This window comes from Streptomyces sp. NPDC001157, assembly GCF_053598255.1.
In genome coordinates this window covers 23,579-50,002 of the sequence record NZ_JBSFJW010000026.1, presented here as the reverse complement: position 1 = coordinate 50,002, position 26,424 = coordinate 23,579, and the positions used below count along the sequence as shown (strand labels likewise).

Annotated in this window: 24 protein-coding genes and 3 pseudogenes; 8 read left to right on the top strand and 19 right to left on the bottom strand. The window is 70.8% G+C overall.

The genetic code is table 11. The annotated features are described in order from the left end of the window. Positions 1-4: 4 nt before the first annotated feature. The gene (locus ACWDAG_RS33765; RefSeq protein ID WP_450699356.1) at positions 5-760 is read right to left on the bottom strand and encodes an MBL fold metallo-hydrolase; all 756 of its coding nucleotides are present in this window, start codon (positions 758-760) and stop codon (positions 5-7) included. A gap of 300 nt (positions 761-1,060) precedes the next feature. Here ACWDAG_RS33765 and ACWDAG_RS33760 point away from each other — a divergent pair, with 300 nt between their 5' ends. Continuing rightward, on the top strand, positions 1,061-2,236 hold the full coding sequence (locus tag ACWDAG_RS33760; RefSeq protein WP_450699434.1) for an alanine--tRNA ligase-related protein: 1,176 nt from the start codon (positions 1,061-1,063) through the stop codon (positions 2,234-2,236). A gap of 73 nt (positions 2,237-2,309) precedes the next feature. Here ACWDAG_RS33760 and ACWDAG_RS33755 read toward each other — a convergent pair whose 3' ends face one another. The 4 genes and pseudogenes from ACWDAG_RS33755 to ACWDAG_RS33740 form a co-directional block, all read right to left on the bottom strand. Next, complete coding sequence (locus tag ACWDAG_RS33755; RefSeq protein WP_450699355.1) at positions 2,310-3,077, bottom strand: SGNH hydrolase domain-containing protein; 768 nt, start codon at positions 3,075-3,077, stop codon at positions 2,310-2,312. A gap of 298 nt (positions 3,078-3,375) precedes the next feature. Beyond that, a pseudogene (locus tag ACWDAG_RS33750) lies at positions 3,376-3,522 on the bottom strand (acyltransferase family protein); the annotation flags it as partial. A gap of 74 nt (positions 3,523-3,596) precedes the next feature. Further along, a complete protein-coding gene (locus ACWDAG_RS33745) occupies positions 3,597-4,088 on the bottom strand; it encodes a hypothetical protein (protein WP_450699354.1) in 492 nt (163 codons plus the stop codon). Positions 4,089-4,268: 180 nt separating this feature from the next. Beyond that, entirely contained in the window at positions 4,269-4,616 is a 348-nt protein-coding gene (locus tag ACWDAG_RS33740) for a VOC family protein (protein WP_450699353.1), read from the bottom strand. A 63-nt stretch (positions 4,617-4,679) separates the two neighbouring features. Between ACWDAG_RS33740 and ACWDAG_RS33735 the strand changes: the two genes are divergently transcribed. Beyond that, positions 4,680-5,198, top strand: a complete 519-nt coding sequence (locus ACWDAG_RS33735) for an adenylate kinase (RefSeq protein ID WP_450699352.1) — start codon at positions 4,680-4,682, stop codon at positions 5,196-5,198. A 27-nt stretch (positions 5,199-5,225) separates the two neighbouring features. Here ACWDAG_RS33735 and ACWDAG_RS33730 read toward each other — a convergent pair whose 3' ends face one another. Both ACWDAG_RS33730 and ACWDAG_RS33725 read right to left on the bottom strand, forming a co-directional pair. Next, complete coding sequence (locus tag ACWDAG_RS33730; protein WP_450699351.1) at positions 5,226-7,568, bottom strand: ATP-binding cassette domain-containing protein; 2,343 nt, start codon at positions 7,566-7,568, stop codon at positions 5,226-5,228. Between the two features lie 90 nt (positions 7,569-7,658). After that, positions 7,659-8,264, bottom strand: a complete 606-nt coding sequence (locus ACWDAG_RS33725; RefSeq protein WP_450699350.1) for an NADPH-dependent FMN reductase — start codon at positions 8,262-8,264, stop codon at positions 7,659-7,661. A 111-nt stretch (positions 8,265-8,375) separates the two neighbouring features. Between ACWDAG_RS33725 and ACWDAG_RS33720 the strand changes: the two genes are divergently transcribed. Beyond that, positions 8,376-9,212 carry a helix-turn-helix domain-containing protein gene (locus ACWDAG_RS33720; protein WP_450699349.1) on the top strand — a complete coding sequence of 279 codons (837 nt, stop codon included), beginning with the start codon at positions 8,376-8,378 and terminating at the stop codon, positions 9,210-9,212. 111 nt (positions 9,213-9,323) lie between these two features. Beyond that, positions 9,324-10,128, top strand: a pseudogene (locus ACWDAG_RS33715) (alcohol dehydrogenase catalytic domain-containing protein). Here ACWDAG_RS33715 and ACWDAG_RS33710 read toward each other — a convergent pair. The 8 genes from ACWDAG_RS33710 to fxsT form a co-directional block, all read right to left on the bottom strand. Continuing rightward, the gene (locus ACWDAG_RS33710; RefSeq protein WP_450699348.1) at positions 10,112-11,113 is read right to left on the bottom strand and encodes an LLM class flavin-dependent oxidoreductase; all 1,002 of its coding nucleotides are present in this window, start codon (positions 11,111-11,113) and stop codon (positions 10,112-10,114) included. The pseudogene ACWDAG_RS33715 and the gene ACWDAG_RS33710 sit on opposite strands and share 17 nt — an antisense overlap. Before the next feature lie 52 nt (positions 11,114-11,165). Continuing rightward, positions 11,166-12,173, bottom strand: a complete 1,008-nt coding sequence (locus ACWDAG_RS33705) for a hypothetical protein (RefSeq protein WP_450699347.1) — start codon at positions 12,171-12,173, stop codon at positions 11,166-11,168. A 144-nt stretch (positions 12,174-12,317) separates the two neighbouring features. After that, a complete protein-coding gene (locus ACWDAG_RS33700) occupies positions 12,318-13,391 on the bottom strand; it encodes a patatin-like phospholipase family protein (protein WP_450699346.1) in 1,074 nt (357 codons plus the stop codon). Continuing rightward, entirely contained in the window at positions 13,388-14,617 is a 1,230-nt protein-coding gene (locus ACWDAG_RS33695; protein ID WP_450699345.1) for a GTP-binding protein, read from the bottom strand. The genes ACWDAG_RS33700 and ACWDAG_RS33695 overlap by 4 nt, the downstream gene beginning before the upstream one ends. Positions 14,618-14,636: 19 nt before the next feature. Then, the gene (gene rpmF, locus ACWDAG_RS33690) at positions 14,637-14,807 is read right to left on the bottom strand and encodes a 50S ribosomal protein L32 (protein ID WP_450699344.1); all 171 of its coding nucleotides are present in this window, start codon (positions 14,805-14,807) and stop codon (positions 14,637-14,639) included. A 75-nt stretch (positions 14,808-14,882) separates the two neighbouring features. Next, positions 14,883-15,305, bottom strand: coding sequence for a (2Fe-2S) ferredoxin domain-containing protein (locus ACWDAG_RS33685; protein ID WP_450699343.1), 423 nt, complete (start codon positions 15,303-15,305; stop codon positions 14,883-14,885). A 540-nt stretch (positions 15,306-15,845) separates the two neighbouring features. Then, the gene (locus ACWDAG_RS33680; protein WP_450699342.1) at positions 15,846-16,088 is read right to left on the bottom strand and encodes a hypothetical protein; all 243 of its coding nucleotides are present in this window, start codon (positions 16,086-16,088) and stop codon (positions 15,846-15,848) included. 79 nt (positions 16,089-16,167) lie between these two features. Next, complete coding sequence (gene fxsT, locus ACWDAG_RS33675; RefSeq protein ID WP_450699341.1) at positions 16,168-18,189, bottom strand: FxSxx-COOH system tetratricopeptide repeat protein; 2,022 nt, start codon at positions 18,187-18,189, stop codon at positions 16,168-16,170. Positions 18,190-18,382: 193 nt separating this feature from the next. Here fxsT and ACWDAG_RS33670 point away from each other — a divergent pair. Beyond that, positions 18,383-19,217 (top strand): annotated as a pseudogene (locus ACWDAG_RS33670) (alpha/beta fold hydrolase). Here the strand turns inward: ACWDAG_RS33670 and ACWDAG_RS33665 are convergent. Continuing rightward, a complete protein-coding gene (locus tag ACWDAG_RS33665; RefSeq protein WP_450699340.1) occupies positions 19,145-20,440 on the bottom strand; it encodes an FAD-dependent monooxygenase in 1,296 nt (431 codons plus the stop codon). The pseudogene ACWDAG_RS33670 and the gene ACWDAG_RS33665 overlap by 73 nt on opposite strands. Positions 20,441-20,525: 85 nt before the next feature. Here ACWDAG_RS33665 and ACWDAG_RS33660 point away from each other — a divergent pair, with 85 nt between their 5' ends. Then, positions 20,526-21,119, top strand: a complete 594-nt coding sequence (locus tag ACWDAG_RS33660; protein WP_450699339.1) for a TetR/AcrR family transcriptional regulator — start codon at positions 20,526-20,528, stop codon at positions 21,117-21,119. Positions 21,120-21,223: 104 nt separating this feature from the next. Then, the gene (locus tag ACWDAG_RS33655; protein ID WP_450699338.1) at positions 21,224-21,715 is read left to right on the top strand and encodes a phosphatase domain-containing protein; all 492 of its coding nucleotides are present in this window, start codon (positions 21,224-21,226) and stop codon (positions 21,713-21,715) included. A 288-nt stretch (positions 21,716-22,003) separates the two neighbouring features. Here ACWDAG_RS33655 and ACWDAG_RS33650 read toward each other — a convergent pair whose 3' ends face one another. From ACWDAG_RS33650 to ACWDAG_RS33640, 3 genes are all read right to left on the bottom strand, one after another. Then, positions 22,004-22,219, bottom strand: coding sequence for a dodecin (locus ACWDAG_RS33650; RefSeq protein ID WP_389085964.1), 216 nt, complete (start codon positions 22,217-22,219; stop codon positions 22,004-22,006). A 38-nt stretch (positions 22,220-22,257) separates the two neighbouring features. Beyond that, positions 22,258-24,516: a nitrate- and nitrite sensing domain-containing protein gene (locus tag ACWDAG_RS33645; RefSeq protein WP_450699337.1), complete on the bottom strand. Its 2,259-nt coding sequence runs from the start codon at positions 24,514-24,516 to the stop codon at positions 22,258-22,260. A 175-nt stretch (positions 24,517-24,691) separates the two neighbouring features. Beyond that, positions 24,692-25,465 (bottom strand): AraC family transcriptional regulator, encoded by a 774-nt coding sequence (locus tag ACWDAG_RS33640; protein WP_450699336.1) that lies wholly within the window; start codon positions 25,463-25,465, stop codon positions 24,692-24,694. 101 nt (positions 25,466-25,566) lie between these two features. Here ACWDAG_RS33640 and ACWDAG_RS33635 point away from each other — a divergent pair, with 101 nt between their 5' ends. Further along, the gene (locus ACWDAG_RS33635; protein ID WP_450699335.1) at positions 25,567-26,391 is read left to right on the top strand and encodes a sulfite exporter TauE/SafE family protein; all 825 of its coding nucleotides are present in this window, start codon (positions 25,567-25,569) and stop codon (positions 26,389-26,391) included. Positions 26,392-26,424 lie beyond the last annotated feature (33 nt).

Below are 26,424 nucleotides of genomic sequence, written 5' to 3'. Positions count from 1 at the left end.
CGGATCAGTCGGCTGCCCCGGTGACCTCGATGACGAGGTCCGGGGTGGCGACGTCGGTCGCCTGCTCGAAGTACTCCGCGGCCGCGTCCCGTGCTTCCTTCGGATCCGTGCCGGGCCACAGGTGGGTGAGCAGGAGCCGGGCGGCGCCCGCCTGGCGGGCGTATTGTCCAGCCAGGCGTGCGGTCAGCAGGTGGGGCGCATCGGCGGCCGGCACCTCATGGACGTAGGTGGCCTCCGACAGGAACAGGTCGGCGCCTTCCGCGAGGCGCACGATGGCGTCGCTGGGGCCGGTGTCGCCGGTGTAGGCGAGCACACCGCCCGGCGTGCTGAGCCGGATGCCGGCATTGGGCACGAAGTGCGGCAGCAGCCAGGTGTCGGCCGTGAAGGGGCCGATGGCGAAACGGTCGCCCGGGGTGAACTCGTGCAGCCGGTACGCCGGCGCGAGCATGCGCGGCTTGTCGAGGGCCAGTACCGCGTCGAGGGCCCCGTGCGGGGCGTACACGGGCAGGGGCGGCGGAGGGTCCTCGCTCAGCCCGCGGGCCCTGAGCAGGGGGTTGAGGTCGGCGCAGTGGTCGGGGTGCCCGTGGCTGACCAGCACGGCGTCGACCGCATCGACGGTGTGGTGGTGCAACAGGCGGGGCAGGGTGGCGTAGCCGGGATCGACCAGCACACGGAACCCGTCGTACTCGACGAGATAGCCGCTGCACGCCTGGACCGCCGTGGGCCAGGCGCCGCAGCCGCCGAGAACTGTCAGTCGCATGACATATGACCCTAACGCCCTGCCCCGGAGGAAAACCCGGCGACGGACCCGGCGCCCCCTGTTAGCGTTGCGTGCATGAAGGTCAGGATCTGTTGCAGCCACACCGCGGCCGCGCGAGCGACGAACTCGCCGGCTGCCGACGCCTGACCCTCCACCTTTCCCCGGCGGCCGGAAACGGATCGCCGGGATGTGGCTCACCCGTCCTCGCAGGCCTGCGGTCTCGCAGGTGTTGCTCCCGCGGTTCGTTCCGGTCGCACGACCCGAAGGAACACCGCCATGAGCAGGCACATGAACACCCACATGAACACCGACGAGACCGTGCGGACGTTCACCGACTTCTACCGTGAGCGCGGGCACCGTCCCATCACCGGCAGCTCCCTCCTGCCGCCGCCCTCGGACCCGGTGCTGTTCACCACCTCCGGCATGCACCCCCTCACGCCCTACCTCCAGGGCCGCCCGCATCCCCAGGGACGGCGCCTGACCAACCTCCAGCGCTGCCTGCGCACCACCGATCTTGACGAGGTCGGCGACTCCACCCACCTGACGGTCTTCGAGATGCTCGGCTCGTGGTCGCTCGGCGACTACGGCCACTCACAGAGCCTGCGCTGGGGATACGAGCTGCTGCGCGACGGGCTCGGCATCCCGCCGGAGCGGCTGTACGTCACGGTCTTCGGCGGCGACGGCCAGGTCGGCCCCGACACCGAATCGCTGCGCACCTGGCAGGAGTTGGGGCTGCCCGTGGAACTGACCGAGGACGAGAACTGGTGGTCCAACGGGCCCGTGGGCCCCTGTGGCCCCGACTCGGAGATCTTCTTCTGGACCGGCGACCCCGGCACCCCGCCCCAGGGCACCCCCACCATCGACCCCCGCTGGGTGGAGATCTGGAACCACGTGAACATGCGCTACCGACGCCACCAGGACGGCGGCCTCGAACCCCTGCCGCGGTCCGGCATCGACACGGGCATGGGACTGGAACGGCTGGTGACCGTCCTGCAGGGGCAGCGTTCCGTCTACGACACCGACGTGTTCGAACCGTGGATGCGACTGCTTCCGCCGCTGTGGGACCTGGACGAACGGCCGATGCGCCTCGTCTGCGACCACCTGCGCTCGAGCATCGTCGTCATCGGCGACGGCGTACGCCCGTCCAACACCGGGCGCGGCTATGTCCTGCGCCGCCTGATCCGCCGCCTCCTCACCACACTCCGGCGCGACGACCCCTCACGCACCCTGACCGACCTCCCCCTGGAACTCATCGGCCACACGCTGGACCACTTCCGCCAGCCCTACGACACCGGCACCGTCCGCGAGCTGCTCCTCGACGAGGAACTGCGCTTCACCAAGCTCCTCGAACGAGGTCAACGGGTGCTCTCCCGCCCGGAGTTCAAAGGCCCGTTGAGCGAGGACGACTACCGCTACCTCCACGACACGCACGGCCTGCCCCGCGACCTGGTCGCCGGCCTGCTCACGACCGACTGACGTGCGTCACCGCCCCGGCCCGTCCGGTGAGCCGGGGCGGGTGACGGAGGTCAAGGCCGACCTCGGCTCCGCCTCACCGAAGTCGGGGCACGAGGCGATCCAACGACGGCGCCAGAACCGGGGCGAGCGCCTCGGCGTACGCCTCCGAGAGGTGGCTGTCGTCGCGGTAGACGGCGGTGTCGGCGACGACTACGGGGCAGATGCGGGTGCGGGGGTCGCAGACCCAGGGGGTGGGGTCGATGACGGTGGTGGCCGTTGCGGATGCGGCGGTGCGGATGGCGGTACCGCGGGTCGCGTCGCGGATCGCGTCCGGCAAGTCGTGTGCGCAGACGTGGAGTTGCAGGGAGTTCCTGGCGGCGCAGTCGATCGGGTCGCCCCTGGGCCACGGGGTGTCGAGCAGGGCGGCGACCGGGAGGCCGGTGGCGCCCAGGCTGCGGAAGGTGTTCTCGAAGCCGGTGGTCCACTGGCGGAGGGGGTCGGCGGTGGGGCGGGCCGGGTCTCCGGCGTCCGAGGAGGAGGCGACGACCAGGTCGGGGCGGAGCGTCCTGATCCGTGCCAGGGCGTCGGAGCGCCAGGTGTCGCAAGCGGTGTAGGGCTTGTGGTCGCTGACGATGGTCACGTCGGCGACCTTGCAGGAGGCCTTCGTCAGCGAGACGAGCCGCCAGCCACGGGTGATCGCGAGCCGTTGCAGGGCCGGGAACCACTGGGCCGCATGGGAGTCACCGAAGAGGACGACGGTACGGGAGGACGTCCGGTCGCCGTAGACGCAGGGCCGGGTGCCGGTGGCGGAGTAGTCGGCGCGGCAGCCGTCCCGGTAGACCGCGGAGCGGGAGGACTTCACCTCCTGCAGGGGCGGGGCGAGGTTGCTCGGCAGGGTGGTGAGGGACGACGTCCGGAGTTCGGTGAGACGTGCCTGCGGGACCGTTGCGTCGGAGAGAGCCTGCGCCAGCGCGGGCGCGGGGCCGCCCACACGGGCTGTTCTGGGCGAGATAGTCCGTACCGGCCGCCGCCAGCCGGAAGTTGACCGCGTACAGCGCGCTGGCGAGGGTGTCGCCCGCGTACTCGGCGAGCCGCGCCTTCGACAGCAACAGCCATGCCCCGCCCAGTGTGACGGCGATGACCAGGGACGACGCGGTAAGCAGCCGCAGTGCCCGGCGGGCGTAGAAGGAACGGACCGAAACCCGGCCGGTGGCGGCGAGTTCGCGCAGCAGCAGCGAGGTGATGACGAAGCCGGAAATCACGAAGAAGACGTCGACACCTATGTAGCCGCCGCTGACCTGGGACACGTGGGCGTGGGCGAGCACCACCAGCCCGACGGCCACCGCGCGCAGCCCCTGGATGTCGGTCCGCACAGTCCTGGTCAGCTGTCCTCGGGATCGAGGTCGAACGTGAAATAGATGCTCAGGCAGTAGGGCTCGTCCTCTTCGTGGAAGAAATCCCACGACACGTCCACCAGGTGGATGCTTTGATCCCGCACCCACTCGTGGGCCTTCTTGAAGGCCTCCGCGGCAGTTGTGGCGGGGAAGAGCTTCCTCGCCATGGGATGCACCCCGCTCTCGGCGTCCGAGTCGTCGAAACCCGGTGGAACATCAAGGCAGAAGTTGGGATCCAGCACCATGGAGTGCGCCCTTTCCAGTCGATTCACCACTACGGGTCGACAGAGGCCGATCCTCTGAGTAGGACGGCCAGTAAGACCGCCGCACACGAGGAAGAGTTGCTTCGCTGACCAGTCAACGATGTTGTGGCCCCGGGGCCCGCGGTGATCCAAGGACAAGTCCTGTGCGGCTTCGACGGCATCGGCCAGTGCCCGGCCGCAGGCGAACTCCTGCTCTACGTCCGTACCGGACGCCACGGGCGGTACTGCGAACAGTGCCCTGGCGGCCCCAAGTGCATGAGCGCCGGGCGAGGTTGTGACAGGGCGTACGCCGTTGGCGTAGGTCTGGCTGCTCCTCGGCTTGACCGCGCAGCCGTGACGGCTCACCCGGGTGAAGGCTCCGCACGACAGCTCCGCCAGGGGACAAGGCCAACGAGCTCACCGCGAGGCCGGAGCGCCGCCGAACGCGAACTCGTTACCGTCCGGATCGTGGTAGGTGATCTTGCGTACGCCGTTGGCGTAGGTCTGGCTGCTCGTCGGCTTCAGTCCTCGCTCGGTGATCTGTGTGAGGCGGGTGTCGAGGTCGTCCACGAAGACCGTGTGGAGGGCCTGGCCGCCGTGGCCGGGCCGGTGCTCGATGTACACGTACCGGTGTTCCGCGAGCTCCCAGACGGCTTCCGTGTCGTTGGGGAAGAAGGCCGGCACGGTGCCGAGGAGGCGCTCGTACCAGTTCAGCGCCACCGTGTAGTCGTTCACCGGGATGCCTGCGAAGAGGTCGAGGGTCATGCGGCCACGATAGGTCCGGTCCGCCGATCGGTCGGCGTCGAGCGCCGCCATATGCTTCGCGGTATGGAGCGGATCTTGGTGGTGGGTGTTACAGGGGCGGGCAAGTCCACGCTGGCGCGGGCCGTGAGCGAGCGGCTGGACGTGCCGTATCACGAGATGGACGCGCTGTACTTCGTCGGCCCCGACTGGGCCGTCAACGACAAGCTGGGCGAGGCGGTGTCCCGGGTCCTGGCCGAGCCCCGCTGGATCATCGATTCCATCGGCTCTCCGGAGGTCCGTGACCTGCTCTGGGAGCAGGCCGACACCGTGCTGTGGCTGGACTACGGCAAGCGGGTCGTGCTGCCGCGCGTGCTGCGTCGCTCACTCCGGCGCTCGCTGACCCGCGAGCGCATCTTCGGCGGCAACAGGGAGACCTGGGCGGGCTGGCTCAGCAGGGAGCACCCGGTGTGGTGGTCCTGGTCGCAGCATGCGGGCCGGCGCAGCGAGATCGCACGGCGTACGAGCGATCCCCGCTTCGCGCCCCTCGACACCGTCCGGTTCCCGCACCCCGACAACACCGCCGCCTGGCTGGCATCGCTGTGATGCCGCAAGCGGCTTCGGCACCTGCGCTCACGCCTCCCTCGGTGACAGCACCCGCCCCAGATACGGTGCCGTAGCGCTCCCCGCGACCCCCGCCACCTCCGTCGGAGTCCCGGCCGCGACGATCCGCCCGCCCGCGTCCCCGCCGCCCGGCCCCAGGTCGATCACCCAGTCCGCGCCGGCGACGACCGACATGTCGTGCTCCACGACGATCACCGAATGCCCGGCGTCGACGAGACCGTGCAGCTGCTGCATCAGGACCTCGACGTCCGCCGGGTGCAGACCGGTGGTCGGCTCGTCGAGGAGGTAGAGGGTGTGACCGCGGCGGCCGCGCTGCAGCTCGCTCGCCAGCTTGATGCGCTGCGCCTCACCTCCGGAGAGCTCGGTGGCGGGCTGGCCGAGGCGTAGGTAGCCGAGGCCCACGTCGAGCAGGGTGCTGAGACTGCGCGCCACCGCGGGGGTGTCCGCGAAGAACTCCGCCGCGCTCTCCACGGTCAGGTCCAGCACCTGCGCGATGTTCCGGCCCCGGTGCGTCACTTGGAGCGTCTCGGGGTTGTAGCGGTTTCCTCCGCAGTCCGGGCACGGCGCATACGTGCTCGGCAGGAACAGCAGCTCGACGCTGACGAACCCCTCGCCCTGACACGTCTCGCAGCGCCCGCCGGCGACGTTGAAGGAGAAGCGGCCGACGCCGTGACCGCGGGCTTGCGCCTCCTCGGTGGCCGCGAACACCTTGCGTACGACGTCGAAGAGACCCGTGTAGGTGGCGAGGTTGGAGCGTGGGGTGCGGCCGATGGGCTTCTGGTCGACGGAGACCAGGCGTTCCACGCCCGCCAGGTCCTCGGTGATCTCGCCGATGAGCGTCGACTTGCCGGAACCCGACACGCCGGTGACGGCGGTGAACACGCCGAGTGGGAACTCGGCCACCACCCCGCGCAGGTTGTGCCGGGTGATGGGCCCGACCTTCAACTGGGCGCGGGCAGCGCGCACTTGGCGTACGGCGGTGGGGGAGCGGTCGAAGAGGAAGTGGGCCGTCGCGGACTCCGGCACCGAGGCCAGTTCCGCCACCGGGCCGCTGTGCAGCACCTCTCCGCCGTGCTCACCGGCGCGCGGGCCCACGTCCACCAGCCAGTCGGCGCTGCGCACGACGTCGAGATGGTGCTCCACCACGAACACCGAGTTCCCCGACGACTTCAGCCGCTCCAGGACGGTCAGCAGGGCCTCGGTGTCCGCCGGGTGCAGTCCGGCGGACGGCTCGTCGAGGACGTAGACGACACCGAACAGTCCCGAGCGCAATTGTGTTGCCAGGCGCAGCCGTTGCAGCTCGCCCGCCGAGAGGGTGGGGGTGGAGCGGTCCAGGCTGAGGTAGCCCAGGCCGAGTTCGAGGACCGGCGCGATACGGGAGGTGAGGTCCTCGGTGAGGACGCGGGCGGTCTCGTCGCGCGCCACCAGACAGCCCGCGAGGTCGGTCAGCGGCAGCGCGGCCAGCTCGGCGATCGTGCGGCCCGCGAAGGTCACCGCCAGCGCCTCCGGCCGCAGCCTGCTGCCGCCGCACGCCGGGCAGGGCGCGCTGGTCAGGAAGCGTTCGGCCTTGGCGCGCAGCGTGGGGCTCTTGGAGTCGGCGAAGGTCTTCATGACGTAGCGGCGGGCGCTCATGTACGTGCCCTGGTAGGGCCGCTGGATGCGGTCCGCGTCCCGTACCGGGTGCACGGTGACGACCGGCTGCTCGTCGGTGAACAGGATCCACTCCCGCTGGTCGGCCGGGAGTTCGCGCCACGGGCGGTCCACGTCGTGGCCGAGCGCGTCGAGGATGTCGCGGAGGTTCTTGCCCTGCCAGGCGCCCGGCCAGGCGGCGATCGCGCCCTCGCGGATCGACAGGGACGGGTCGGGGACCAGCAACTCCTCGGTCGTACGGTGGACCCGACCCAGGCCGTGGCACTCCGGGCAGGCGCCGGCGGCCGTGTTGGGGGAGAAGGCGTCGGAGTCGAGGCGTGCGGCGCCGGGCGGGTAGTCGCCGGCGCGGGAGAACAGCATCCGCAGGGAGTTCGACAGGTTGGTGACCGTGCCGACGGACGAGCGGGACGTCGGGGCCGAGCGCCGCTGCTGGAGGGAGACCGCGGGCGGCAGTCCCGTGATCTCGCCGACCTTCGGCGCGCCGACCTGGTGGATCAGGCGGCGCGCGTACGGGGCGACGGACTCGAAGTAGCGGCGCTGGGCCTCGGCGTAGATGGTGCCGAAGGCGAGCGAGGACTTCCCCGACCCGGACACCCCTGTGAACACGGTCAACACGTCCCGCGGGATGTCGACGTCCACGCCCTTGAGGTTGTGCTCGCGGGCGCCGCGGACGCGGACGTAGGGGTCATGTGGGTCGTGCATGGACCGGAACTCCGTACGGGTCTTCGACTACGGCGGGACAAACGCCGCGATTCTAAGCCGTCGGCATCGCCTCGGGGGCGTCGTCCCAGGTCACGCCGGGTAGGGCGCGGCCTCGCGGGCCGAGCGGAGTGCACCGGCCCACCAGGCCAGCTGCTCCAGCAGCGTCTTGGCGTACCCGGCGGCGGCGGGGTCGAGGGGACGACCGTCCTGCCAGGCCGTGAAGTAGTTCGGGAAGGCGAGACCGTCGCGGATCGTGACCGCGTGCAGCTCGGTCAGCACGTTCTCCAGGTGGAGCACGGCATGCCGGCCGCCTGCCGCGCCGCCGTAGCTGACGAAGGCGACGGGCTTGGCCGTCCACTGGGTGAAGTGCCAGTCGATGGCCGCCTTCAGCGACGCGGGATAGCTGTGGTTGTACTCCGGAGTGACCACGACGAACGCGTCGGCGCCCTCCAGGGCCGACGTCAGTGCCGCCATCCCGGCCGGACGGGGGTAGGCGTCACCGGCGAACTTGGGCGACTCCGCGGGCAGCGCCAACGGGATGTCGACCTGGGCGAGGTCGACGACCTCCACCTCGAAACCGCCGTGAGCGCCCGCCTGTTCGGCCACCCACGAGGCCACCGCAGGGCCGAACCGTCCGTCCCGGACGCTTCCGACGATGATCACCAGCTTGTGCTTGCTCTGCTCGTTGTTGTCCATGCCACCACGATCACGCCGCGCCGTGACGCCAGCCAGACCGTGCTCAGGCTGGCCCCCACAGGGCCAGGCTGAGCCCTCCGCGATCAGCGGACGGCGGCCTATGCTCGCCCCATGGGCACGCCGTTGGGGGACTTCATCCGGGCCAAGCGCGACACCATCCAGCCCGAATCGCTGGGACTGCCGCATCACGGCCGCCGCCGCTCACCGGGGCTGCGACGCGTGGATCTCGCCGCGCGGGCCGGCATCAGCGTCGAGTACCTCACCCGCATGGAACAGGGCCGTGACCGCAACCCGTCGGTGGCGGTGGTCAACGCGCTCGCCGATGCGCTCAGCCTCGACCCGGCCGAGCGCAACCACCTGCGCTATCTCGCGAAGATCAGCGGCGGCGAGTGTGTCGCACACACCCAGCCCGCGCCACCGCGCCGCGAGGTCCGCCCCTCCGTCCTGGAGACACTCCGCCTCCTGGAGCCGGGCGTCGCCATGGTCACCAACCGGCTGGGTGACGTCCTCGCCCACACCAGCGGCTACGAGTCGGTGATGAGCGGCACCGGACTGCTCGACGCGGACACCCCGAACCTCACTCGCTACGTCTTCACCGACGCCCGCGCCCGGACGTTCTTCGCCGACTGGGACGACGTCGCCGACCAGCAGGCCTTCGACCTGTGGCTCGCACCGACCTCCGAGAGTTCCGAGTGGTTCAGCACGGAACTCGCCCCGGTCGCCGGCCCCGACTTCACGCGCCGCCTGCACCGTCATCTGGTTCCGCATCGCGGGGACCTCCGCCTCAACCACCCGTCCGGGTGCGCACTGCGGCTGGTCCGCGAGGTGCTCGAACTCCCTTCGGACGCCCAGCAGTTGGTCGTCTTCCTGCCCGCGGACGAACAGACGGCCCAAGCCGTCGACCAACTCCGGCGCCGGTCCCGCGGTGGGCTGCGGGCCATTTCGTAAGGCCGGGCCATCGTCCTTGATCGGTTCGTCTGTCTCGCGCGCGGGATCGGCTTCGAGCTGGTGCGCTGGATCCTGGGGCCTTCGCCCCTTTTCGCGTCACCCCGGCGGGACATGCTCGTCGAGTGCGAGGTGCCGTAGCCGGGCCCCGGCCATGTACGGGTGGCGGTGGAGGCCTGCGGGGTCTGCCACAGCGACACCCTCTTCGTGAACGGCGGCGCGCCGGGCATCAGTTTCCCGGTGGTCCCCGGACACGAGATCGCCGGACGGATCGACGCGCTCGGCGAGCGGACCGCGGAACGGGATCGGCAGGCCGGTGACCGGGTGGCCGGGTGGCGGTCGGCTGGTTCGCAGGCAGCTGAGGCCACTGCACGCCCTGCCGGCAGGGCGACTTCGTCGTCTGCGAGAACCTCAAGGTGCCCGGCTGGGCGTACGACGGCGGCTTCCTACGCGGTCGCGATGGGCTTCGAGACCGTGGCGATCGCCCGCGGGGCCGAGAAAACCGACTTCGCCAAGCAGCGCGGCGCCCACCACTACGTCGACAGCACGGCGGCGGCCCCCGTCGCGCAGGCGCTGCAGTCCCTCGGCGGCGCCAGGGTCGTGCCGGCCACGGCGGGCAACTCGCACGCCATCACGGTCACCGTGGACGGCCTGGCGCCCCGCGGCGAACTGGTCGCCATCGGGGCGGACCCCGAACCGCTGGGCAGCAGCCCGGTCCAGCTGCTCAGCAGCGGCAGCGTCATCCGCGGCCATCCTTCCGGCACCGCACAGCACGTGCAGGACACCATGGCCTTCAGTGCCCTGCACGGCATCCGCCCGATGACCGAGACCCCTGCCCGTGGACCAGGCCGGCGAGGCCTACCGGAAGATGCTCTCCGGCACCGCCCGCTTCCGGATGGTGATCACTGCCTGGAGGTGATTCGGGCGAGGCGGCGGTACGAGTCGACCAGCGCCGCCCGGTCGTACGTACTGGTGGTGACCAGCACCTCCTGCGCGCCCGTCTCCTTCAGCACCGTCTCCAGCTCGTCCGTGACCTGCTCCTCGGTGCCTGCGATGTGCCCGGCGAGCCCGGACTCGTAGAACCCGCGCTCCTTCCCGGTCATGGCGAGACTCTCGACGCGCTCGGCGGGCGGCAGCGGCGGGAAGGCGCCGTGCGTGCGGGAGTACGCCATCGACCAAGCCTCCGGGACCAGCAGCCGGCGCGCCTCCTCCGGCGTGCCGGCCACCGCGACCGTCCCGGAGATGACGACGTACGGTTCGCTCGCCCAGGAGGAGGGCCGGAAGCGGGCGCGGTAGTGGTCGATGCCACGCTGCATCTTCTCGCGATTGCGGAGGTCGCCGATGACCATCGGCAGGCCCGCGCGGGCCGCGACCGCGGCGCCCTCGCCCATGGCCAGCACGAACGGCGGCACGGTCAGGCCCTCCGCGGGACGCGCACGCACACCCGTCGGGGACGTCCCGCGGAACCAGCCCAGCAGCTCCTCCAACTGCGCCCCGAAGTCCTCGGCGTCACCCTTGTCCCGCCCCAGCGCCTTGCGCACCCCGCCCGTGAAACCGACCGACCGCCCCAGCCCCATGTCGATCCGCCCGGGGAAGAGCGACTCCAGCACCCCGAACTGCTCGGCCACGACCAGGGGTTGATGGTTGGGCAGCATCACACCGCCCGTGCCGACCCGGATCGTGTGCGTGGCACCCGCCACGGCGGCGGCCAGCACGGTGGGCGCGGAACCGGCCACCCCCGGCACCCCGTGATGCTCGGACACCCAGAAGCGGTGAAAGCCGACATCCTCCAGCTCCTGCGCCAGCCGCACGGTGTCGCGCAGCGCCTCCGCGTCCGTGTGCCCCTCGCGGATGCGGGAGCGGTCGAGGACGGAGAAACGGGTGGCGGCGATCAGGGAACTCACACGGGGTTCAACGCGTGACGGGCCACATCATTCCCGCCCTCCCCGGCGCCGGTCACATGACGTCCTGGTGATCCTCCGGTGCCTTCTCCAGCTGCTTCACCTCGTCCGGGGCGGGCTCGGCCGCCAGGAGCTTCTCGGCGCGCTGGTCGATGGTGCGGGTCAGCGCCAGCTGAGCCACCCCGAACACGACCGCGTAGGCCATCACGCCACGCCATGAGTCGGGTGCCTGGATCACGGGCAGGGCGGCGGTGTCCACCAGCACCAGCCCGGTCACCGCGGTCAGGGCGCCGGTGGGCAGTTTGATGAGCTCCTGGAACAGCGGCAGCCCGTACGGGTTCCAGCTGCCGCCCATCTGCTGGAGCCGCGCCGCCACGTGCAGGGCGGCGCCGAGCACGCCGAGCAGCATGACCACACCGACCTCCCGCACGCCGGGCGCCAGGGAGTCCGGGCAGTTGCGGCCCGCTTCGCAGACGGGGACGGCACCGTCGACCCACAGGGGCGCGCAGAGGGCGGCGGCGAGGAGGAGGCAGAGGACCAGGCCGGCCCGGATGAGCCGGTTGCGGAAGTTGCGGCTGCGCACCGCGCGCTCCTCCTGGAGGGCGTAGGCGGCCTGCAGCAGCGCGGCCAGGGCCCACGGCAGGCACGTGTCGCCCGGGTCCTTCTGGGACTTCAGTGTCTTGATGCGGGTGAGCCGGGGATCATTGCGGGGCAGCGGACGGGCGGTGACCAGGATGGTGTCGAGACGCTGCCGGGCGCGGCTGGGCCGTGACATGGCGAGGATGGCGACGTCGGCGGCGTGCAGACAGGCCAGTGTGCCCTCGTAGGCATACCCGGACCACCAGCTGCGCAGCCGCCACAGCGACGCCCCGCGCTTGCCGGCCTTCTTGATCAGGTTCTGCGCCGTGTCGAGCAGGCATTGGGCCCCGTTGCGCAGCTCCGCGTACCGCACTCCGTCACGGGTGGGCCGGTCCGGCGGGAGGTAGGTGGCGTCCAGTTCCACCTGCAGCACGCACAGACGGGCCTGGGCGCGGTGCAGCCAGGTGTTGGGCCGCCTGGCCACGGGATAGGGGTGTCGCCGGGGCCGGACGGGTCGGCCACGGAGCGCGGGCGCCCTTCCCGTAATCGGCTTGTGGGCAGGGCGCGTTGACACGCGCAGCGGTCTGTGCGGGCGGGTGCGAGGGCGCATGGCTGCTCCTTCGCCGGTTCAGGCGGCCGTCTCGGGCCGTGGGTGCCGGCGGTCCAGCCACCGGTCGAAGTCCCACCTGGACAGGAACGCGTCGGCCGCGTCCTGCCCCTGGGCCAGGAGGTAGTCGGCCTGCTCGCGGGTGAGACGGAAGTCGGTGGAGCTCACGCGTCCGGTGTCGATGAAGACGGTGCGTTCCTGCACGGACAGTTCATCGATGTGGAGCCGGTCGTGCGCGTCGGTCATCGTCGAGATCAGCCGCTGGATCAGCGTGACCGGATTTCCGGCGGGCCGCCAGTCCTGCGCGGGCGTGGTCCGCATGGACAGTTTGAGCCCCCAGGTGGGCCAGCGGGGCGGGCGCCCGTCACGGCGGTCGAAGAGGGCCACGGGGAAGTTGGACAGCATCCCGCCGTCGACCAGCACGAGCCGTTCGGAGCCCTGGTCGGGCCCGCACTTGAGAGGGAAGGGCCGGAAGAAGAAGGGGATGGATGCGGACGCCCGTACCGCGTCCGCCACCTTCATCCGGTCCGGATCGACACCGCACAACTCCTTGCAGTCCCAGGGCAGATGGAGCTCCCGGCCCCGGCTGATGTCGCTGACGGTGACGACCAGACGGTAGGGCGGCGTGCCGGGATCGTCCCCCGGCTCCTCGTGCCGCAGGTCCCTGAAGGTCACGACGTTCTTGCGGGCCAGGCGCTCCTCGATCCAGGCATGCAGCGCATCGCCCTTGAAGACGCCGTTGTGCAGCAGGAAGGCCAGCGCCGCCCCGGGCTTGCCGATGTGGCGTGCCCAGCCGTCCTCGAAGGACGCGAACTGCATCTCCCTGAGGGTCTCTTCGAGCTCGGGAACCGTGTAGCCGGCCGCCAGCAGCGCCCCGACCACCGCGCCCGCCGAGGTGCCTGCCACCCGCCGTACGGTGTGCCCCGCGCACAGTTTCTCCAGGGCACCGACGAAGGCGATCCCCTTGACCCCTCCGCCTTCCAGAACCAGGTCCACCCGAGACTTCGCCTCCGGGCCGGCAGCCGTGTGCGGTTCCACCGTCCTCACCCCCGTCGCGGTGGCGGTCGCGCCCACGGTGGCGTGCCGCGCTGTCACACCGCTTGGATTCGAGCATCCTCACAAGTGCGGACCGTGTCCAGGATGTCGACAGAAGTCGGTGGTTGACGGTTTTGGTGCTCGTGCTCGCAGATGTCGTCGATGCCGTACGTGTCCCAGACGGGGAACGGGTCGCCATCCGGAAGGGGCTCGCCGGGCCGCATGAGGCAGTCAGCCAGGGCGGCTTGGATCCTGTGCGCGTTCAACTGGACGCCGATCAGGACCAGTTCCTGGGCATACGGCGCCTCGGGATCACGCGCGGCCGACGGTTCGAAGCGGGCCACGGAACCGGCCTGCGACCACAGACCCGTCACCCCGGAGCGGCCCGCCAGGGTGAAGAAGCCCTTCGAGCGCAGCACCCGCCCGAAGGCGCCGCCGTCCAGTTCCTCGGTCACGAAGGTCCACAACCGGCCGGGGTGAAAGGGGAGTTCGGAACGGAAGACGGTCGACGAGATGCCGTACTCCTCGGTCTCCGGCACATGGTCGCCGTTGAGCTCCCGCACCCAGCCCGGCGCCTGCTGGGCGCGTTCGAGGTCGAACAGGCGGGTGCCGAGGACCTGGTGGAGGTCCACGCGTCCGTGGGTGGCGGGGACGATGCGGGCGAGGGGATTGAGGCGGGCGAGTGCCGCCCGCAGCCGGTCGGCTGCCCGGGCGTCAATCAGGTCCAGCTTGTTGAGGACGATGACGTCCGCGAACTCGACCTGATCGACGAGGAGATCGCTGACGGTACGCTCGTCGTCCTCGTACGGGGCGAGGCCGCGTTCGGCGAGTTCGTCGCCGCCCGCCAGCTCCGGCAGGAAGTTCGCCGCGTCCACGACCGTGACCATGGTGTCCAGCTCGGCGACGTCGCCGAGGGTGGCGCCGTCGTCGCGGGCGAAGGCGAAGGTGGCCGCGACCGGCATCGGCTCGGAGATGCCGGACGACTCGATCAGGAGGTGGTCGAAGCGGCCCTCGCGGGCCAGCCGGTCGACCTCCTCCAGCAGGTCGTCGCGCAGGGTGCAGCAGATGCAGCCGTTCGTCATCTCGACGAGGCGTTCCTCGGTCCGCGAGAGCGCGGCCTCGCCGCCGCGCACCAGTGCGGCGTCGATGTTGACCTCGCTCATGTCGTTGACGATGACCGCCACGCGCAGACCCTCGCGGTTGGCGAGGACATGGTTGAGCAACGTGGTCTTGCCCGCCCCCAGGAAGCCGGACAGGACGGTGACGGGCAGGCGGCTGTACGGCATGTCGTACGGCATCGCGGGCTCAGCCCTCGGGGCGCAGCAGCCCGCGCTCGTACGCCTTGACCAGGTGCTGCGGCACGAGGTGGGTGACACCGTCGAGGGTGAGCGGTACGAGCTGCGGGGTGGCCGCCTTCCACTGGGCGCGGCGGTGGCGGGTGTTGCTGCGGGACATCTTCCGCTTGGGGACAGCCATGGGAAACCTCCTCGGTGGGCAAACACCGAGGACGCTATATGAAAATGGATCCCATTAGCAATTGGGGGCGATGCTTCAGCGGCGGCTGCGTACGCGTGCGTCCCGCGGCGGCTGGATGAACTGCAGCTCCAGCGTCACGGGCGGCTCGGCGAGGCCCGGGCCGCCCGCCGCCGCCCAGCCGACGAGTTCCTCCGTGCAGTCGTCGTCCATGGCGAAGCCGACCCAGGTGGCCCGCCCGCCGGCCCGGCGCCCCGCCGCCGAGGGCTGGACGACGATGACGTTCGCCTGGTCGCAGGGGCCCAGGCAGTCGGTCGTACGGACCTGGAAGCCGTGCTCGGCCGCCGCGGCGCGCAGCCGGTCCAGCTGCCAGGCGTGGTCGGTACCGGGGTGTTTGCGCGGGTCGCCGCAGCAGCAGCCCCGGCAGACGACGAGGGTGCAGGGGCGCTGTTGGGCCGCGCCGATCAGCGTGCGGCGGGGGGAGGGGAGGGCGGATGACATGGGAGAAGCATGATCCATACCCCTTGCGTCCCGCCGCACCGGGGCGGGCGGATCAGAACCGGGCCCCGATGCTCGCCCCACTCCGCGGCACGAGGAACTGCGGTGCCGACGGCAGCGAACCGTCGCCCGCCCGGGTCCCGTGAGCGGGGCCGGGTCCTTGCTGAGGAGGCATGACGCTGCCGGTGCCGCTGCCCTCTTGATGGTCAGGCCGTGGGCGCTCTCGCCGTTCTTGCGAGGGTCGCGGTTGAGGTAACTGCCCGTCGACCACGACCCTGCTCACCTGTCAGGCGCTGAGCGTGATGGGCTGGGACCGCCGTGCCCGAGGCCGCGATGGTGTGATGTTGTCGGTGAGGGCGTGGGTGCCGCCGCGTTCACGATCGCCGCCGCCCAGATCGCCTTGTTCCTGCGCATGGGGTCTCCCGCTTCCGTCTGCCTGTGGTGTCGCGGAAGTGGTCGCCGGTGGCGGGGAGGTTGCCCGCCACCGGTACCGGCCTGGGTATGTCCACCGTCGGCCGGGTGCGGAGCCCCGGACTGCTTGGACTAGCTGCTTGGATCGTCGGTGTGTTCGCGGTTGTTGCAGGCGTCGTCCAGTGCCTGGTCGCTCACCGGTGCGAACACGGGGACGAGCGCCAGTGCTTCCTTGCAGAGGCCGGTGGCAAGAGGGCTTCGGTGGCTGACGGTGTTGATGCGGCCGTGCGGGTTGTTGTCGTTGTCGGCGTGGGCTGGGGTGGCGAGCGCGAGTCCGGTCATGGTGAGGACGGCAAGCGCGCTGATCTTCTTCATAGCCGGGTCAACGACCTCGGATCGGCCCAGGTCACGCGGCTGTTCGAGTCCAGTGCGCGGGCCGCCGGAACGGGCGTGGTCACCGGAGCCGGTCGACCAGAGCGAATGCGTTCTCGGTCTTGGGGTGGGTCCTGCCCAGCCGGGTCTGCAGGATCTGTGCGCCCCGGCGCGCGAAATCCACGGCGGTCGGGTCGCCCAGCGTGTGCAGGACCTCGGCCTTGAACACGAGGACGTAGCCGATGTACAGGTGGTCCGGCGCGTAAACGGCCTCGCGGATCTGCAGCGCCCGTGAGATCAGCGGCAGGGCTGCCGCGTGGTCGCCGAGGTCGACGTGGACGGTCGCCAGCGCAACGAGGTCGAAGCTCACGTAGGGGTCGTTCGGCCCGTGTGCCGTCTCGTCGATCTGAAGCGCCCGTTCGGCCAGCGGCAGCGCCGCCCGGTGTTCACCGAGAAGGCACAAGGTCCGCGCCAGCGTGGCCAGGTCCGTCGCGATGGCGGGATCGTTCGCCGGCAGACAGGACTCGTGCAGCCGCAGGGCGCGTTCCACCAGTGGGCGTGCCCTCTCCGGGGCGTGGAGCTCCCGGTGGATCTGGGCCAGGGTGATCAGATCGAAGCCGGTCTCCGCATCCCGGCCTTCGAGCGACTCGTCGATCGCGAGGGCACGCTCACACAGACGCAGCGCCATCGGGTAATCCCCGATCTGGATGAGGAATTCCGACGCCAGTCTCAACAACACCGCCGTCTGTGCAGCGCACTCGGCCGATGGATCGTCCTTGGTCACCGCAAGGACGTGCGGGAGCAGCTCCTGCCATCGCGGCCGAGCGTCCGGGTCGCCGTGGACGTCGTGCGGCACGGCCGCGACCAGCGCCCGGCACAGCTGGACCCGGGCTTCCGTGAGTGCCTGCTCCGGCATCCCTGCCCGGATGGCCGCCTGCACCAGCCGGTGCACCACCAGGGACGCATTCCCGCGCCGCACGAGCCCCAGACCGGCCAGTGCACCGACCGTCGTGTCCCACACCAGCGGGTCGTCGGCGTCCACGCTCGGGATCCCGGGGCCTCGGGTGAACAGGTGCAGCGGGATCGGCTCCGGCGCCAGCAGGGCACACAACTCCAGCAGCCGCACCGCCTGCGGCCGTTGTGTCTCCAGACTTTGCACATGGAGCTGCCACAGGCTCGAGACCACCACCTCCGGCCGGTCGGCAAGCTCACCCTGCGAGATCATGTCCTCCAGCCGCGAGGTCAGCAGCGTCAGGTAGTCATCGGGCGGCGTGCGGTTGTGCCCCATGTACCCGGCCGCCTGCTCCAACGCCAGTGGCAGGTCCCCGAGTTGCTCGGCGATCCGGTCCGCCACCGCCTCGGTCATACCGGGTACCCGCCGGGTCAGCAGCTCCACCGACTCCGGCCTGGCGAACACGTCCAGGTTCATGACGACGTCGGCGCGGCTCCGCCAGTCACCCACCCTGGTGGTGACGATGACATGGCCGTTGCTCGCCGGGCCACCCGACGGCAGGGCGTGCGTGAGTGTGCCCGGTTTCTCCCCGTTGTCGAAGATGATCAGCCAGGGCCTGCGGTCCACCAACTTGCCGTACACCCGTGGGATGACCTGGTCGAAGCTTGCTTCCGTCAGCCCCAGTTCCGCGGCCAGCGACACGAACTGCGGTGCCACCCGATCGGGATGCTCGGCATGCACGAACGCGACGAACCGGTACTTCGCGAGGTAGCGGTAGGCGTACTCGACCGCGAGCTGGGTCTTGCCGACGCCGCCCATGCCCTGCACCGCCAGCGTCGCGACGCCGTTCGCCGAGGTGAGGTGCTGCCGCAACTCCCGCAACGTGGTGTCGCGGCCGGTGAAGTTGGTGTGGCGCGGTGGCAGCTGGTACGTCATGGGCGCGGGCGGGTTCTGCGTACGCTCGCGGCGCGGTGCCTGCCACAGCCCGACCAGCGAGACGGGTATCAGGAGGAGAAGCACCAGCCACGGGTGGACCCGCACGAGGTCGAGCGGTCCCGGCCAATGGCTTTGCCCGGACGCCGCGTTGAAGGCGAGACTGCCGACGAACAGCACGACCAGACCGGACACCACACCGGCCAGCGTTCGCCACATGGCTCCCTCTTCGGTACGACGGCTACCGGGACGATCAACAGCCTGCGTGATGTTATCCCAGGAGCCACTGACGAAACCGACCGAAGAGCCGACCGAAGAGCCGACCGAAGAGCCGATCAAAGAGCCGATCGACGAACCGATCGAAGAGCCGATCGACGAACCGATCGAAGAGACAGAACCCGGGAGTTGCCCCGTGCGTGACTGGCCGCTGACCAAGACCTTCCGCAGTACCTCCGGCGACGTCCGCTGGGACAGCCTCGGAGAGGCCGGACAGGACCCGGTCGTCCTCTGCCACGGCACGCCCTTCTCGTCGTACGTCTCGCGGGCCGTGGCCCGTTCGCTCGCGCGCCGGTACCAGGTGTTCGTGTGGGACATGCCCGGCTACGGCGCATCGCAGATGTCCGCCGGGCAGGACGTCTCCCTGGCCGCCCAGGGCGGGGTGTTCACTGAGCTCCTGGCGCACTGGGGACTTGCCGAACCGCTGGTGGTGGCCCACGACTTCGGCGGTTGCCGTCTCCCTGCGGGCGCATCTGCTGCACGGAGCCCGCTACCGGGCGCTGGCCCTGGTCGACCCGGTGGCGCTGGCACCCTGGGGATCGCCGTTCTTCCGGCTGGTCGGCGGGCACTGCGAGGTCTTCGAGCAGCTGCCGCCCGCGCTGCATCGCGCCCTGGTGCGCGAGTACATCGGCTCGGCCAGCAGCCCCGGCCTGCACCCCGCCGTGCTGGACCGGCTCGCTGAGCCCTGGCTCGGGGAGGTGGGCCAGGCGGCCTTCTACCGGCAGATCGCCCAGGCCGACCAGCGCCACACCGACGAGGTACAGGACCGCTACGGTGAGATCGGCATCCCGGCTCTGGTGTGTTGGGGCCAGGAGGACACCTGGATCCCCCCGGTGAAGGGCCACGAACTGGCCGCCCGTATCCCGGGCGCGCACCTCGAACCCATCGCGGGCGCAGGTCATCTGGTCCAGGAGGACGCCCCCGCCGAACTCACCGCGGTCCTCGTCGACTTCCTGCAGAGCGCCCTCTGATGCCCCTGCCTGATCGAGCGGTGTCCAGGGCGGCGATCACGACTCCGGTCAGCATCCCGTTCCCCCCCCGGCAGCTTGGGCGGGACCCAGACGTGGTGGCGAAGGATCATGCGCGTTGCGGCGCGCGAGGGTGTCAGCCGCATCGCCGTGTTCCGCAGGGCGACGGCCAGTGGATGGGAGAGCTGCTGCCCCATCCTCCCGGCCTGCCGGGCGGCCCGCGCGACGGCCTGGCTACGTGGTCGGCGCTCGGCGTCGTAGCGGGCGAGCGCCGCCTCGACGGTGGGTTCGGTGGCGAGCGCGGCGGCCAGGGTCACCGCGTCCTCCAGCGCCTGGCAGGCGCCCTGTCCGAGATTGGGGGGCATCGCATGTGCCGCGTCACCGAGCAGCACGATCCGACCTGACGTGTACGAGGGGAGCGGCGTGCGGAGTTCGTTGACGTCGTGGTGCAGCACGGCCTCCGGCCGGGTCGCGTCGAGCAGGTCGGGGATCGGATCGTGCCAGGTGTGGAATCGTCTGCGCAGTTCGGCCAGGGGGTCGGCGAACCGTGTCCCGGCGGGGAGGCTGAGGACGGCGTGCCACTCCGCCCGCCCGTCATGGAAGGCGATGTGCCCGAACTCGGCGCCCTGCCCCCAGGTCAACTCGAAGTCGGTGCGCAGGTCGAGTGCCTGCTCGGTGATGGCGCGCAGCACCGTCGAGCCGCTGTGGACCGGGCCGGGATGCGCCGGGAAGAGACGACTGCGCACTTTGCTGCCGATGCCGTCGGCTGCCACTACCAGATCGGCGTCCAGAACCGTGTCGCCGCAGCCCACCCGAACCGTCCCAGGACCAAGCTGCTCCACCGAGCCCGCCTCGGAGCCGATCAGCAGTGCCCCGGCGGGCAGGGCGTCGCGAAGCAGTCGGTGCAGGGCGGAGCGGGGAACCCCCATGATCGGCGAGCCCGCCGCCTTCTCCAGCGCCGAGCCGTCCATCCGGGCCAGCCAACCGCCCCTCGGCGTGCGAGTGCCGCCGCTGTACTGGCCTCGCGAGGCATTCCGTACCGCCTCGCCGACGCCGAGTTCGTCCAGTGCCCGCAGGCCGTTGGCGGCCAGCGAGATGCCCGCCCCCGCGTCGTCGAGCACGGACGCACGCTCGACGACCGTCACGTCCCACCCGATGCGCCGCAGGCCGATGGCAGCGGCCAGCCCGCCGATGCCCCCGCCGACCACGACTGCCGTGTCGCCCATGCCGAAGCCCTCACCTTCTACACCTGTAGAAGGTGATCCTATCCGAGGCCCTACAGGTGCGGCTCTACAGGTGTAGAAAGGAGTCATGGCTTCGGATCGGCGCACCCTCCTCGCGGACGCGGCTCTCGACGTACTCGCAGACGAAGGGATCCGAGGCCTGACCCACCGCGCAGTCGACCGCAAAGCGGCCATGCCGCCCGGCACCACGTCGGCCTACTTCCGCACCCGAGCCGCGCTGCTCACCGCACTCGTCACCCGCCTGGTCCAACTCGACCAGGCAGAACTGCAAGCGACGGCCGAAGCGCTGCCGTCTCTGCGCACCGTCGAGGAACTGGTGGACGGCATGGTGCTGCTCACCCGGCAGCGACTCACCGGCGAGGGCCGCCGCCGCTCGCTCGCCCGCTATGCCTGCGCCCTTGAGAGCGTGCGTGACCCTGAGCTGCGCGAGATCCTCGTCCCCCGCGAGAACGCCGGCCGCGAAACCGTCCGACAGTTCCTCACCACGCACGGCGTGACGGATGTTGAGAACCGCACTCACGCCCTGCTGACCTGCATCGACGGCCTGATCCTCGACCGGCTGGTGAGCGGCGGCGAGGTACCGCGCGCGGCCCTCGAAGGCCTGGTCGCCGCCGCCCTGCGTCAGAACCCGGGCGTCCAGGGCCTGTCCGAGTCGACCTGAAGCCCCTCCGTCACATCGCAAAGCCCGTGCCCAAGTCGAGCACGCCTGCGCGCGCATGAGGAGCTGGAAGATCCCGCGCAACTGCCAGAGCCTAGGGTGGACGTGTGACCGAGAGCAGTAAACGGCCGATCGCCGTGTTCGACCTGGACAACACCCTCGCCGACACGGCCCATCGCCAGCGGTTCCTGGAACGCAAGCCGCGCGACTGGGACGCGTTCTTCGCCGCCGCACCGGACGACCCGCCGATCCCCGAGGGCATCGCGCTCGTGCTGGAGAGCGCGAAGGAGTGCGAGGTCGTCTATCTCACCGGCAGGCCCGAGCGCTGCCGGCGCGACACCCTGGACTGGCTCACCGCGCAGGGGCTGCCCGACGGGCGCGTCCACATGCGGCGCAACGACGACCGCAGGCCTGCCCGTCGCACCAAGCTGGAGATCCTGCGCAGCCTGGCCCGCACCCGGGACGTCCGGATGCTCGTGGACGACGACGAACTGGTGTGTGACGACGCCGAACGGGCCGGATTCCGGGTCGTACGGGCCCACTGGACGGTCCGGTCCGCCGCCCTGGAGGCGGCGCAGGAGGTGGAGGGCCGAACCTGAGGGGTCCAGCCGGGGATCAGGTCGCCGAGCGCCGATCCGGTGGCCGCAGGACGGGCCCGCCGCACCGGGTCGAGCCCCAGTACGCGCACGTCGTGGTCCTGCCCGCGCCGTTCGGGCCGGGTACGGCGGTCACGCCCGCCTGGGCCAACCAGGTAGAGGTCGTCCACAGCGGTTTTGGTGGTGACGTACGCGCGGGCCGGTGGGGGCTGGGCGCGCAGTTCCCCGCGCCCCTTTGGGGCGCGGTACCGCACCCGACTTCGCCGCGGCGGCCTGGCGACGTCTGCCCCGTCAGGCCGACTCGTCCAGGCGGAAGCCCACCTTCAGGCCGACCTGCCAGTGGGCGATCTGGCCCTCCTCGATCTGGCCCCTGACCTGGGTGACCTCGAACCAGTCCAGGTTGTGGAGGGTCTGCGAGGCGCGGGAGATGCCGTTGCGGATGGCCTGGTCGACTCCGTCGGGTGAGGTGCCGACGATCTCAGTGACCCGGTAGGTGTGGTTCGTCATGCGGGTGCTCCTCTCCGCTGTGACACCTGCGTCACGCGTCACTCCACCGTGCCCGAAGTCGGGGCGGAGCGCGACACGTCCAAGCCGCTTTCCGGCCGCCGCCCGCGCCGCGCCCGCCGTCGTGAGCGGGCGCCCTTCTCCCGCGGTTTGCGGGCGTCCTCGTTGCGGCTGGGCGGTGGCGGAGCGTCGTCCCGCCGGTCGTTCCAGGCCTCGTATCTCTGGAACCCGTCGGACCCGACCGGCGCATCCTGCGCGGCGAGGGACGCCGCGGGGACGCCGCGCCGCGATGAGGAGGCTTCCCTCACGGCAGCCAGGGCCAGGGTCTCGGCGTCGGGTTCCTCTGCCGCCGTTCGGTAGGTGATCGTGTCCGGCAGCATCACGAGCGACGTCGTGCCGGACTGCTCGCCTGCGGGGCGCAGCTGGACGCGGATGCCGTGCCGGCCGGCCAGTCTGCCGACCACGAACAGTCCCATGTGCTGGGAGATGTCGGCGTCCACGGTCGGCGGATTGGCCAGCTTGCGATTGATCATCGCGAAGTCCTCCGCCGGCAGGCCGATGCCCTTGTCGTGGATCTCGAGCATGATGCGGCCGTCCGGCAGTTGGACGGCGGTCACGCGGACCTCCGAGTTCGGGGAGGAGAACGAGGTGGCGTTCTCCAGCAGCTCGGCGAGCAGATGGACGAGGTCGGTCACGGCCCGGCCGTGGATCTCCGCCTCGGGAATGCCGGAGAAGGTGATGCGCTCGTACTGCTCCACCTCGGAGGAGGCGGCGCGGATGACGTCGATCAACGGCAGCGGCCGGTCCCACTGGTGGGCGGGTCTCTCGCCGCCGAGTACGAGGAGGTTCTCGCCGTTGCGGCGGACCCGGGTGGCGAGGTGGTCCAGCCGGAACAGGTTCGCCAGCTGGTCCGGGTCGGTCTCGTGGTCCTCCAGGTCGGTGATCAGGGCCAGTTGACGCTCGATCAGGGACTGGTTGCGCCGCGACAGGTTGGTGAAGATCGTGTTGATGTTGCCGCGCAGCAGGGCCTGTTCGGCGGCGAGCCGCACGGCCTCGCGGTGCACGTGGTCGAAGGCGCGGGCGACCTCGCCGATCTCGTCCGTGCTGGTGATCGGGATGGGGGCGACCCGGGAGTCGACCTGGCCGGGGACGGACCGCGACAGCCGGGTGATCCGGGCGGGCAGCCGCTCCCCGGCGATCTCGATGGCGGAGGCACTCAGCCGGCGCATCCGGCGGCTCATCGTGCGCGCCACCCAGGAGGCGAGGAGGAAGGCGACGAGCACGGACGCGAGGACCGACACCGCGTTGATGACGGCGTCGCGGCGGGCGTCGTCGGCGATGTCGCGGGCGCCCGCCAGGGCCGTGTCGGTGAGGTGGACCTCGATGCTGCGGTAGGCGTCGAAGCCGAGCGCGGACGCGGCGAAGAACGACTCGGGCGTGATGCCCTCGGCGGTGAGCTGCGCGGTCGTCCGGCCCGCGGCGATCTCACTGATCATCTTGTCCAGGTCGGGCGGGGCGACGTAACTCCGTCCCGCCGCCCTGGCCTTGGCAGCAGCGTCGGCACGCTGCTGCGCACCCCGCGCGGCCGCGGCCGCCAGTGCCTTCCGCAGCCGCGCCATGTCGTCGGTGGTGCCGGCACCCGCGTACTCCTGGAGCGCGACCTTTTCGAGGTAGGCGTACGAGCGGAAAGAGGCGAGCTGGGTGTCCAGTTCGCCCGCGGCGAGGGTGCCGCGGTCCTCCGCCAGCAGATGGGTGCCGATGGAGCGGATCAGGGACTCGGCCGCCTGGGTCAGGGAGATGGCGTAGAGGGTGCGGCCGAAGCTCGCCTGGTTGTTGCTGCCGAAGCCCAGCTCGTTCGAGATCTCCATCAGAGGGTGCTGGATGAGGTGGTAGCTCTCCTCCGTCTGCACACCGGACAGGCGGGAGGTGAAGGCGTTCGCGCGCACGGTCGGCAGTTGCTTCTCCCCGGCGCGGACCAGTCCGACCCGCCGCAGGAGGCCGGAGTTCTGCGGCATGCGGGCGACGGCTCGGTCGAAGGCCTGGGCATCCTCGTCGGTGGTCCTGCGGGTCTGCACGACCGCGGCGGCGGTGCGCTCGCCCTTCAGCAGCGGGATGACCGACACATCACGCTCGTTGATCGCGTCACTTGCGTACTTGTTCGCCGCCTGGACCAACTCGGCCACCCGGACCGCATCGTCGGCTGCCTGCCAGGTGTCCACGGAGTGCTTCACCCGCACGCCCCCGAGGACGAGGGCGACGACGACCGGGATGAGCAGCACGGCCCTCAGACGCCTGGCCACGGGCCAGTTGCCGGTCAGGGACCGCCGCGGTGTGTCTTCGGATGTCTGGGAGACCGTGGTGCGCAAGATCGTCCTATCGCTGCTGGATCGCCTCGCGTTCGACGCAGGCCCGGCATATCTCAATACGTCCCGCCTACCGGCCACCGTTCACTCGGCGCATCCATAACAGCGTTTTTCATGGAGTGAGTTGTGGTTTGTGCGCCGTGGGCGGCCGGCCGAGGAGCTTCTTGAACGCGGCCGTGTAGGCGGCCGGGTTGTCGTAGCCCAGCAGGGCCGCGACGCGCGTGACGGGCATGCCCGCGGTGAGGTGCCGCAGGGAGTGCAGGATGCAGGCACGCCCGCGCCACTGCGAGAAGCTCAGACCGGTGCCGCCGCGGAACAGCCGGGCGAGGGTGCGTTCGCTGACGTTGAGCTCCGCGCACCATCGCGCGGGCGGGTCATGGATGTCCGGCCTCTGCAGGAACGCCTCGCACAGGCGGCGCAGCCGCGGTTCGGACGGCAGCGGCACATCCAGGGGCAACGGGGTGAGGTTCCTGAGCTCGTGGAGGACGAGGGCGGCGAGTGCCGCGTCACGGCTGTGCTCGGGGTAGCGCGGCTCCATGTCGACGGCTGCCAGGATCAGCGCCCGCAGCAGATCGGAGACGTCGACGGCCTGGCAGTGGGCGGGAAACCACGGCACGGCAGCGGGTTCGATGTAGAGGCTGCGGGTGCTGACTCCCGCCATCGTGACCTGATGCCTGGTCAGGGGCGGGATCAGTACCGCGCGGGCGGTGGGAATCGTCCAGTTGCCGTCGTCCGTCTCGACCTGCATGACGCCGGTGGCCGCATACAGGACCTGGGCACGGCGGTGCTCGTGCCAGTCGAGCAGGTGGTCGTGGGGGTAGTCGGTGCCGATGGCCAGCACGGCACGGTCGAGGTCGTCCACCTCCGCGACCGGGATGTTGCGCATGCCGCGACATTACGCGGCACCACAGGCTTGTGTCTGCTCCGCGTAAGAAGTTGGCGATTCATCGATTGCCCGCCATGACGCCTGATCCCTAGCGTCTGACCGTGCTCATCTCCTTCTCCACCCTCCTCTTCTTCGGTTGCCTGACCGGCCTTACAACGGTCCTCTTCGGCTTCGGCGGCGGCTTCATCACGGTCCCCGTCGTCTACGGCGTCCTGAGCGCCACGGCGTGTGCGGCGGCGGACGCCATGCATGCCGCGGTGGCGACCTCGGCGGCGGTCATGGTCGTCAACGCCCTGGCGGCGGCGCTGGCCCAGTGGCGTCAGGGCCGGCTGCGCCGCGCGTACGTGTGGCCGCTGGCGGCGTTCATCGCCGTCGGCGCGGGTGCCGGATCCTTCGCGGCCACCCTGATCGGCGGTACGGCACTGCGCCTGCTGTTCGCCGCCTATCTGCTGGTGACGATCGCCGACAGCCTGCTGCGCAAGGGCTTTATCGGGGTGGCGGACCGGACGTGTCCGAGGCCGCTGGGCCGCGCCACGACCACCCTCGGCGGAACCGGAATCGGTCTCGTGGCCGCCGGCCTGGGCGTGGGCGGCAGCGTCATGACAGTCCCGCTCCTGCGCCGCAGGGGCCTGCCCATGGCCCAGGCGACCGCCATGGCCAATCCGCTCAGCGTCCCCGTCGCCGTGGCCGCGACCCTCGTCTACGCCCTCGCCCCGACCGCACCGTCCTGCACGGGCCGACTCGGCTACGTCGACCTCACCGCGGCCGCCGCCCTGCTCCTCGGCTCGCTCCCCACCATCGCCGTGGCGAGGCGGCTCACCGCCCGGGTCCCGGACCGCGTCCACTCCATCGCCTACGTCGTGCTGCTCCTGGTGGTACTGGTCGTGATGGTGGCAGTGGAGGGCCGCCACCCCGTCGGATCCTGACCGGGGTGGCGGCCGGTGTTCGTGCGGGTTTGC

Bases quoted from the DNA above. Each gene is read 5' to 3' on its own strand.
- ACWDAG_RS33765 (WP_450699356.1), bottom strand. From the start codon at position 760: ATGCGACTGACAGTTCTCGGCGGCTGCGGCGCCTGGCCCACGGCGGTC.
- ACWDAG_RS33760 (WP_450699434.1), top strand. From the start codon at position 1,061: ATGAACACCGACGAGACCGTGCGGACGTTCACCGACTTCTACCGTGAG.
- ACWDAG_RS33740 (WP_450699353.1), bottom strand. From the start codon at position 4,616: ATGACCCTCGACCTCTTCGCAGGCATCCCGGTGAACGACTACACGGTG.
- ACWDAG_RS33735 (WP_450699352.1), top strand. From the start codon at position 4,680: ATGGAGCGGATCTTGGTGGTGGGTGTTACAGGGGCGGGCAAGTCCACG.
- ACWDAG_RS33730 (WP_450699351.1), bottom strand. From the start codon at position 7,568: ATGCACGACCCACATGACCCCTACGTCCGCGTCCGCGGCGCCCGCGAG.
- ACWDAG_RS33725 (WP_450699350.1), bottom strand. From the start codon at position 8,264: ATGGACAACAACGAGCAGAGCAAGCACAAGCTGGTGATCATCGTCGGA.
- ACWDAG_RS33720 (WP_450699349.1), top strand. From the start codon at position 8,376: ATGGGCACGCCGTTGGGGGACTTCATCCGGGCCAAGCGCGACACCATC.
- ACWDAG_RS33695 (WP_450699345.1), bottom strand. From the start codon at position 14,617: ATGCCGTACAGCCGCCTGCCCGTCACCGTCCTGTCCGGCTTCCTGGGG.
- rpmF (WP_450699344.1), bottom strand. From the start codon at position 14,807: ATGGCTGTCCCCAAGCGGAAGATGTCCCGCAGCAACACCCGCCACCGC.
- ACWDAG_RS33685 (WP_450699343.1), bottom strand. From the start codon at position 15,305: ATGTCATCCGCCCTCCCCTCCCCCCGCCGCACGCTGATCGGCGCGGCC.
- ACWDAG_RS33680 (WP_450699342.1), bottom strand. From the start codon at position 16,088: ATGAAGAAGATCAGCGCGCTTGCCGTCCTCACCATGACCGGACTCGCG.
- fxsT (WP_450699341.1), bottom strand. From the start codon at position 18,189: ATGTGGCGAACGCTGGCCGGTGTGGTGTCCGGTCTGGTCGTGCTGTTC.
- ACWDAG_RS33665 (WP_450699340.1), bottom strand. From the start codon at position 20,440: ATGGGCGACACGGCAGTCGTGGTCGGCGGGGGCATCGGCGGGCTGGCC.
- ACWDAG_RS33660 (WP_450699339.1), top strand. From the start codon at position 20,526: ATGGCTTCGGATCGGCGCACCCTCCTCGCGGACGCGGCTCTCGACGTA.
- ACWDAG_RS33650 (WP_389085964.1), bottom strand. From the start codon at position 22,219: ATGACGAACCACACCTACCGGGTCACTGAGATCGTCGGCACCTCACCC.
- ACWDAG_RS33640 (WP_450699336.1), bottom strand. From the start codon at position 25,465: ATGCGCAACATCCCGGTCGCGGAGGTGGACGACCTCGACCGTGCCGTG.